The organism is Hyphomonas sp. TMED31 (assembly GCF_002172815.1).
Classification (GTDB): domain Bacteria; phylum Pseudomonadota; class Alphaproteobacteria; order Caulobacterales; family Hyphomonadaceae; genus Hyphomonas; species Hyphomonas atlantica.
The window spans coordinates 1-7,989 of sequence record NZ_NHCK01000071.1 but is presented as its reverse complement, the minus strand read 5'-3'; the positions used below and the strand labels follow the sequence as shown (position 1 = coordinate 7,989).

The following is a 7,989-nucleotide window of genomic DNA, read 5'->3' as shown; positions in this document are numbered from 1 at the left end:
TTAATCCACTCTTCTCTAGATTCTGGGTGACGTCAAAGTTATGACCATCGCTCAATACATGCGCGAGGGTGAACGAGCGATGTCCATGGCTCTCGAAATGCAACGGGCATTTGCGGAGCGTCTAATGCTTGCATCTGGGGCAGCACTAGGAGTGCTGGGTACTTTAATTGCTACAGATAGTAGTTGGCTGCAGCCCAAAGAGTTTCTCGTACCAGTACTTTTCTTCGTGGCATCAATTCTCGCTAGTGGGGTTGGGGTTTGGTTGAGGTCCATAGCGTTCCTCAAAAACGCGGACGTCTTATCTCAGCAAGGTGCTGCGCTAGGGTGGATGAAGGCAAATTTGGAGGAACAGGTAAGAACTGGAACCATCGGAAAAGTCCCACCACCAACGAAACCTGAAGTATCAAAGTTTCCTGAGCGGCTGATGTCCGCTCTGGACATTTTGGTGGTAATATCGGGAGGGTGTTTTGCGTTGGGGTTGGTTTGGGCGAGCATGTCAATTGTGTGGGGCTCGCCACACCCCACCAACTAGTTCTTCCCGAACTTCCGGTCGCGTCCCGCCAACAAGCGCAGGCGCAGGGCGTTCAGCTTGATGAAGCCTTCGGCGTCTTTCTGGTCATAGGCGCCGTGGTCGTCTTCGAAGGTGACGATGTCTTCCCGGTACAGAGAATAGGGGCTGGAGCGGCCGGTGAGGTAGGCCTGGCCCTTGTAGAGCTTCAGCGTGACTTCGCCGGTCACCCAGCGCTGTGAATGGTCGATGGCGGCCTGCAGCATTTCGCGCTCCGGGCTCCACCAGAAGCCATTATAGATCAGCTCCGCATAGCGCGGCATCAGCTCGTCTTTCAAATGGGCGGCGCCCTTGTCGAGCGTGGCCTGTTCAATGCCGCGATGCGCCGTCAGCAGGATGGTGCCGCCGGGCGTTTCATAGATGCCGCGGGACTTCATGCCGACAAAGCGGTTTTCGAGGAGGTCGAGCCGGCCAATGCCGTGCTTCTTGCCATAGGCGTTCAGCGCGGTGAGCAGGGTGGCCGGCGACATTTCCTCGCCATTGATCGCGATGGCGTCGCCGCGCTCAAAGCCGATAGTGATGGTCTCGGGCTCGTCCGGGGCGTCTTCCGGGCTAATCGTCCGCATATGGACGAATTCCGGCGCAGGCTCTGCCGGGTCTTCCAGCACTTTGCCCTCAGAGGAGGAGTGCAGCAGGTTTGCGTCGACGGAGAAGGGGGCCTCGCCGCGCTTGTCCTTGGTGATCTCGATGCCGTGCTGCTCAGCGAAGGCGAGCAAATCCGTGCGGGATTTGAAACTCCAGTCCCGCCACGGAGCGATGACCTTGATGTCCGGGTTCAGGCCGTAATAGCCAAGCTCGAAGCGGACCTGGTCATTGCCCTTGCCGGTTGCGCCATGACAGACGGCGTCGGCGCCGACCATGTCGGCAATCTCGATCTGGCGCTTGGAGATCAGCGGGCGGGCGATGGATGTGCCGAGCAGGTAGACGCCTTCATAGACGGCGTTGGCACGGAACATGGGGAAGACGAAGTCACGGACGAATTCCTCGCGCACGTCTTCGATGAAAATGTTTTCCGGCTTCACCCCGGCGGCGAGCGCCTTGGCGCGGGCGGGCTCAAGCTCTTCGCCCTGTCCGAGGTCTGCGGTGAAGGTGACGACTTCTGCGCCGAATTCCGTCTGCAGCCATTTCAGGATGATCGACGTGTCCAGTCCGCCGGAATAGGCGAGTACGACTTTTTTCGGAGCGGAAACGGACATGTCTTTGTACCTTCTATGGGGGCGCAGGGGTTGCGGGGATGCAATAGGAGTGAATGCCCGCGCTGACAAGCGGGGCAGTGGACCAGAATCCAACAAGAGTCTTCGCGGAAGGGATAGTTTGCACGTGGTTAACGCGATATACTGGCCGCGTTAAGGATAAGGTAGGCAGCTGGGGGTTAGATAGGGTCATGCTTGATATGCACCTGACAGATAGGCGCGAGCCTGTTGCGATCCTTCCCGAAAGCCTCCGCCGTGCCGTTCTGGACACGGTTCATGACCGCGCCGACGCCTCGCGCCCAGCCGTGAATGAAGTATCGTTCCGCGACCGGCTGGAAGCGCGCCGGGCGGTGCGGCCCCAGTCTACGCTGGCCATTGCCTCTGGTGTGCATCATCCGAATGTTGCGCGGGATGTGGCGCGTCGCCGGGCACAGCCTGTGCGGGCTTCGCGGCCAAAGCGCCCGATCGGGGCAGGGGTGGAGCCGCTGGCAGAGCGCACGCCGCTGATGGCGCGGGCCATGTCTTCCATGAGTGGGGCCCTGCCGGCNATCACCCTGTCCAATGGGCNNACGCTGGGCGGCGGTGACGGTGATGATGCCTCTGGCATGAGCGCGCGTTTNTCCAAGCTTTCACANCTCGCCTTTGCGGGCCTTGCCGTGCTCGGCTTTGCCAGCCTGTCCTTCATGGCGGCGGACAATGCGCTGACCGATACGAGCGGCAGCGATGGCGACGAAGAGGGCGACGCAGCAGAAATGCGCGCGGCGCTTGAGGCAGCGACCAGCCAGCGGATCACCTCCAGCCAGGCATCTGCGCTGGCGATGGCAACGGCGTCCGAACCGGCAGGCACGACCACAAAGCCGTGGTTTGATTACAAGGCCATCGCGTTCGACATTGCCGCGCGCAACGAAAAGCATGTCGAGGCCCAGCGCGCTGCAGACGCCGCCGCTTCTGCGGAGGCAGAGCGCCGCGCCGCTGCCGCGATTGCCGAGGTCGAGGCTCAGCAACTGGCGGAAGAGCAACGCCTCGCCCGCTTGGCGGAAGCGACACGCCTGGCCGATGCAGAGGTCCAAAAGCGGCGTCTGGCTGAGGAAGAGGCTGCCCGTGTCGCGCGGATGGAAGCGATCCGTCAGGCCGAGCTGGAAGCGGAACGCGAGGCCGCAGCCCGCGCCGAGGCAACCCGTCTGGCCGAGCTGGAAGCCCGCCGACTGGCCCAGGCTGAGCGNGAAGCNATGCGCCTTGCCAATCTGGANGCCGACCGTATGGCNGAAGCGCGCCGGATTGCGGCGGCTGAAGTACAGGCTCTGCGCGGCGAAGTGCAGTATGTTTCGATGGCGAGCGCGGTGAGCCTGTCTGCCGAGCCATTGACGCCGCCCTTGCCAACCGTGAAGCCGCTCGTCCGGAAAGCGCCAGCCAAGGCCGCTGCGCCCGTGTCGAACTGGGCCGCCTATACAGGCCCGATGCCAACGACCGCGTCCCTGAAGCCCTCAAAGCCACTCGTTCTCGTGGCGCAGACNCCGGTTCAGCGCACTGCNCCAGCGGCGCTGAAGCCGAACGCNGCCCATGTGCGCACCTTCAAGAAGCCGGTTCCGGTCCAGCAGGCGTCGCAAAATGTCGAGGCCTTCATGGCGGTGCGCATCCAGCGCACCAGTGACGCACCCCTTGCCGATGATCTGCTGGCAACCTTGCAGGCAGATTTCCTGTCGATCGTGAATACGGCGCAGGATGGCGAGACCCGCGAGCTGGCCTTGCCGAATGGCGGCGTGGTTCAGATCATGGTNGAGCAGACGACGATGCGCGAAGCGAGNCGCCCTGTCTTGAAGACCGTGAACTATTCGGTGAGNGAGTANAGCGCNGTNCAGCGNACGGTGTCGGCTCAAGTCGAGCGCAGCGTGATGCTNACCTGCCGGGATATTTCCTATGTCATTCCGGGCAAGGAGCGTGGCCGGTTTGCCGCCTGCGAATCCGGCAAGGGCGAATGGTTGATCTCGCGCGCCAGCGACAAGGCCGATTCCAGCATCTAGGCGTTTGCCCTGGCCATTTTCTTCTGATGGCGCCGCGCGCGTTTGACGAGGTGTTTCTCGACCACGCGGAAATTCTTGCGGTGGGACCGGAAGAAGAAGTCGAAGACATCCCCCGCCAGAGGGACCGACCCAAGCAGCGTGTCAAAGACCAGATTCCAGACGATGTGAATATGCGCCGTGANGGGCAGTTTGTGGCGCGCCGCTGTGCCGAGGGCNTAAAGGCCCGCGACACCGGTGACCGCATCGCCCGCCACAGGCACGAGGCCGAGCACGGAGTCGAGCCCGAACGGAACGCCGGCAATCCTGAAGCGCGTGTCCATCAGGTCTGAAAAGCGGTCAAACCCGGCAATCGCCTCTGCCACGNTCTGGCCATCAGGCAGGTNGAGGGTTTCGGCTTCTTCCTGAGTAATGTGGGTTGGCATGATGTGTGTCCCCAATTCCTTTCCAACAGTGACCCGATATTGCGCCCGGCGTCAAAGCCTGCTGAATGGCGCGTATGGATGACGCATATGTCTACAAGCTTCTGACCGACGACCAGTGGCGTGCCGCTGAGGCCAGCGGTGTGACCGATGTGCCGCTCGACCGGGAGGATGGCTATGTCCATNTTTCCACGGTGAAACAGGTAGGCGAGACGGCGGCAAAATATTTTTCCGGTCTTCAGAATGTGCGGCTTGTCCGCTTTCCAGTTGACCGGCTGCCACCGCTCAAATGGGAAACGAGCCGGGGCGGACAATTGTTCCCGCACCTGTATACGCGNCTGCAAATTGCGAAGGCCGATGCGGTCTGGCGCCTGGCTTGCGGGACAGATGGAGCGCCAGTGATGCCAGAGGAATTGAATCATGAGCCTGACTGATCTTGGCGTTGCCGCCATCAAGNTGNTGCCCCCTGAAGCGGCGCATACNGCTACGATCCGCCTGCTGAAGGCGCGNCTGGGCGTGCCGATCAACCCGCCAGCGGCGCACGCAACGCTGGCAGTTACGCTGCCNAAATCCGGCCTGTCTCTGAACAGTCCGGTTGGGCTGGCCGCNGGCTTTGACAAGAATTGCGATGTGCCAACGGCGATGGCGAAGTATGGTTTTGGTTTTGTGGAGTGCGGAACAGTGACGCCGCGTCCTCAGCCGGGCAATCCGAANCCGCGGCTGTTCCGCCTGACGGAAGACAGGGCCGTGATCAACCGGATGGGCTTCAACAATGAAGGGCTCGACAATTTCGTGTCGAACTTGCAGGCCTATACCGGGTCTGTGCCGCTTGGCGCGAATGTTGGGGCAAACAAGGANAGCGAAGATCGNGTTGCGGANTATGTNANGGGNGTCGANGCNGTTGCGCCCCATGCGGANTATATCACGATCAATATTTCGTCGCCGAACACGCCCGGCCTGCGCGGGCTTCAGGACAAGGCGTCNCTTGAGGCACTGCTGACAGCGTGCGGCGCGGCGGAGCGCAATGGCAAGCCGGTGTTTCTGAAGGTTGCGCCGGATCTGGATGCTGAGGTGATTGCGGATATTTGCGGTGTGGTGCGTGGCCCTGGCGCATGGTTGTCAGGCCTGATTGTTTCCAACACGACGCTGGCGCGGCCTGACCGCTTGCAAAGCGCTGACAAGGACCAGGCTGGCGGCCTGTCGGGCGCGCCGTTGATGGATCCGTCTACAGATGTGTTGGCGGCATTTGCGCGCGAATTGAATGGCGCGTTCGACCTGATCGGGGCAGGGGGCATTTCCAGCGGCGCTGATGCCTATCGCAAGATCCGGGCGGGCGCGCACGCGGTTCAGTTCTATTCCGCGATGGTTTATGAAGGGCCGGGCCTTGCCGAGCAGATCAACAAGGATCTTGTTCACCTGCTGCAGGCCGATGGGTTCAAGTCTCTGGCTGAGGCGGTCGGGAAAGACCTTTGAACAGGCCGGGCACATAGATGCCCAGCGCCGCAGCGCGGAACACATACATCAGCAGGAACGCGCCCCAGACGCCGGTATTGCCATAGGCCGGGCGCAGCAACAGGTCTGCAAACAGATAGAACGCCGCAGAGATGACGCCCGCATTGCGCAGGGCTCGGCCTTGCGTCGTGCCAAGGAATAATCCGTCGAGCTGCCAGGCGGCAATGCCGAGAAATGGTACGGCTGCGCACCAGGGAAGGTAGGCCAGTGCGGCGGCCTGCGCTTCCGGATCGCGGATGAAGGTTTGCAATACCCAGCCGCCGCCGAAGAAGTAGAGCAGGGAGATCGCCGCGCCAGCGATGAGGGCGAATTCTGTTGTCAGCCGCATGGCGCGAGTGAGCCGTTTGCCATCCCGTGCGCCATAGGCTTCGCCGGCTTCCTTTTCCGCGACAAAGGCAAACCCGTCGAGCACGAAGGCCGCAACGGTGATGAATTGCAGCAGGACTTCATTGCCAGCAGTAATTGCGGTGGAAATCAGCGTGCCGGACCGGACGAACCAGGCAAAACAGAAGACGAGGGCCAGTGTGCGGATCATGATGTCGCGATTGGCCGCGAACAGTGCGGCGAGTTTCGCCCGGTCGATCAGGCGAGCATGGCTGCGAAAGGCGGGCGCGACCAGAATAAGACCAAAGCCGAGCGATATCCATTCGGCGATAGCGGTGCCTGCGCCGATGCCTGCCGGGCCCCTGTCCAGTCCGGCCACGAACCATGCGTCCAGCCCGGCATTCACGCCATTGAGGACAATCTGGAAGGCGAGCATCTGTCCGGTCTTGCCCGTGCCGAGCATCCAGCCAGTAACGGCAAGGCCCATGAGGTAGGCGGGCGCCCCCCAGATGCGCGCATCAAAGTAGCCTTTGGCAAGCGTCTCGACCGTTTCCGTGCCTTCGAAGGCCGCGAATGTGCCGATCTTCAGCAGGGGAGAAAGCAACACCAAAGCCAGGCCAATGGCGCCGCCCAGCATCAGGGCGCGCAGCAGGATCGCGCGCGATTCTGCCGTATCGCCCTGACCATTGGCTTGCGCCGTGAGGCCGGTCGTGGACATCCGCAAGAAGCCGAAGCCCCAATAGATGAAACTATAGGCCACCGCCGCGATCGCGACGGCTGCGAGATCTGCCTTGTCTCCGAACCGGCCCATGATGGCGGTGTCGACCACGCCCGTCGTGGCGGTCGCGGCCTGCGCCAGGATGATTGGCACGGCGAGAGAGAAGACTTTTCCGCGGGTCAGCATTCCGGCTCGCTTAGCCTGAATGCCGGTCCGGGGCGAGCCTACTCACTGTGAAGGGCTGTGTAGAGATCGCGTGCTTCGGGAAGGGCAACCAACAGGTAGAGCGGGAAGGCCGCGGTGATCAGGACGAGGACAAACGGCACGAACTTCGCCGCATCGGGCAGGCGGGCCTCCTCATGCCGGATAGAGATGATCGTCAGCATAAGCCCCGCAAGGCCAAGGCCGGCCAGCGTGTCGCTTGGCCAATGTGCGCCAAGATAGACGCGGGACAGGGCGATCATGATGGCGAGGAGTGCAAACGCCGCGGCGATCAGCCGACCGGGCAGCTTGCGGAAGACAGCGAGGGAGAGCAGGGCCAGCGCGCCATAGATGAGGGCGGAGTTCGTCGCGTGCCCGCTGGGAAAGCTGAAGGATTCGACACCGCCATAAAGGTCCACGGTCGGGCGGGGACGGGCGATCGTGACTTTCAGCACTTTCACGATGAGGGGCATCAGCGAGAATGCGACGCCGAACAGGATCGCCTCGCGCCAGGCCTTCGCGATGAGGAGTGCGCCAATCGTGACGACGCTGACAAAGATGAGGAAGCGGCTGTCGCCGAGCGCCGTGACGGCCAGCATCAGCAGGTTCAGAGACTCGCTGCGCAGGGCGGGAATGGCATCCGTTATGGCGCGATCAAATGCGTCGAGAGGCCAGAGACCGGCCTCGCCCAAGGCGAGACCGGCAAACAGGATCAGGCTGAGACCGGCGCACAGCCATTGTGTTCGGGATACATGCATGGGGGTTCAATGCCCCATGCCATGCCCGGTTCCAAGCCTATTGGCGTTTCATCACCATCTGGAAAATGTCGTCCATTGCGTTGCCGTCGCCATCAGCGTCGAGCAAGCCACCAAGCATGCCCATCGCGCCGGACTGGGATGGGGCTTTGGAGCCGCCGCCAAGAAGCCCACCGAGCATGCCGCCAAGTCCGGATTGGCCAGGCTGTGGCTGCTGCCCACTGAGCATTCCCGCCAAGGCGCCGCCAAGGTCTGACTGTTTGGTCTGTTTCGACAGG

At 62.0% G+C, this 7,989-nt stretch carries 6 protein-coding genes and 1 pseudogene; 2 read left to right on the top strand and 5 right to left on the bottom strand.

What is annotated here, in order from left to right:
• Nucleotides 1–528: 528 nt before the first annotated feature.
• Nucleotides 529–1,764: an argininosuccinate synthase gene (locus CBB91_RS10770; protein ID WP_035549325.1), complete on the bottom strand. Its 1,236-nt coding sequence runs from the start codon at nt 1,762–1,764 to the stop codon at nt 529–531.
• 2,014 nt (nt 1,765–3,778) lie between these two features.
• Nucleotides 3,779–4,204: a DUF4112 domain-containing protein gene (locus tag CBB91_RS10765; protein WP_273014062.1), complete on the bottom strand. Its 426-nt coding sequence runs from the start codon at nt 4,202–4,204 to the stop codon at nt 3,779–3,781.
• Nucleotides 4,205–4,278: 74 nt separating this feature from the next.
• Here CBB91_RS10765 and CBB91_RS10760 point away from each other — a divergent pair, with 74 nt between their 5' ends.
• Both CBB91_RS10760 and CBB91_RS10755 read left to right on the top strand, forming a co-directional pair.
• Nucleotides 4,279–4,635: a DUF952 domain-containing protein gene (locus tag CBB91_RS10760; protein WP_273014061.1), complete on the top strand. Its 357-nt coding sequence runs from the start codon at nt 4,279–4,281 to the stop codon at nt 4,633–4,635.
• Complete coding sequence (locus CBB91_RS10755) at nt 4,622–5,674, top strand: quinone-dependent dihydroorotate dehydrogenase (protein WP_273014060.1); 1,053 nt, start codon at nt 4,622–4,624, stop codon at nt 5,672–5,674. Before CBB91_RS10760 ends, CBB91_RS10755 begins: the two co-directional genes overlap by 14 nt.
• Here the strand turns inward: CBB91_RS10755 and CBB91_RS10750 are convergent.
• The 3 genes and pseudogenes from CBB91_RS10750 to CBB91_RS10740 form a co-directional block, all read right to left on the bottom strand.
• The gene (locus CBB91_RS10750; RefSeq protein WP_273014059.1) at nt 5,637–6,941 is read right to left on the bottom strand and encodes an MATE family efflux transporter; all 1,305 of its coding nucleotides are present in this window, start codon (nt 6,939–6,941) and stop codon (nt 5,637–5,639) included. The genes CBB91_RS10755 and CBB91_RS10750 overlap by 38 nt on opposite strands.
• A 38-nt stretch (nt 6,942–6,979) precedes the next feature.
• Nucleotides 6,980–7,714, bottom strand: coding sequence for a phosphatase PAP2 family protein (locus tag CBB91_RS10745; protein WP_273014058.1), 735 nt, complete (start codon nt 7,712–7,714; stop codon nt 6,980–6,982).
• A 37-nt stretch (nt 7,715–7,751) separates the two neighbouring features.
• Nucleotides 7,752–7,989 (bottom strand): annotated as a pseudogene (locus tag CBB91_RS10740) (hypothetical protein); the annotation flags it as partial.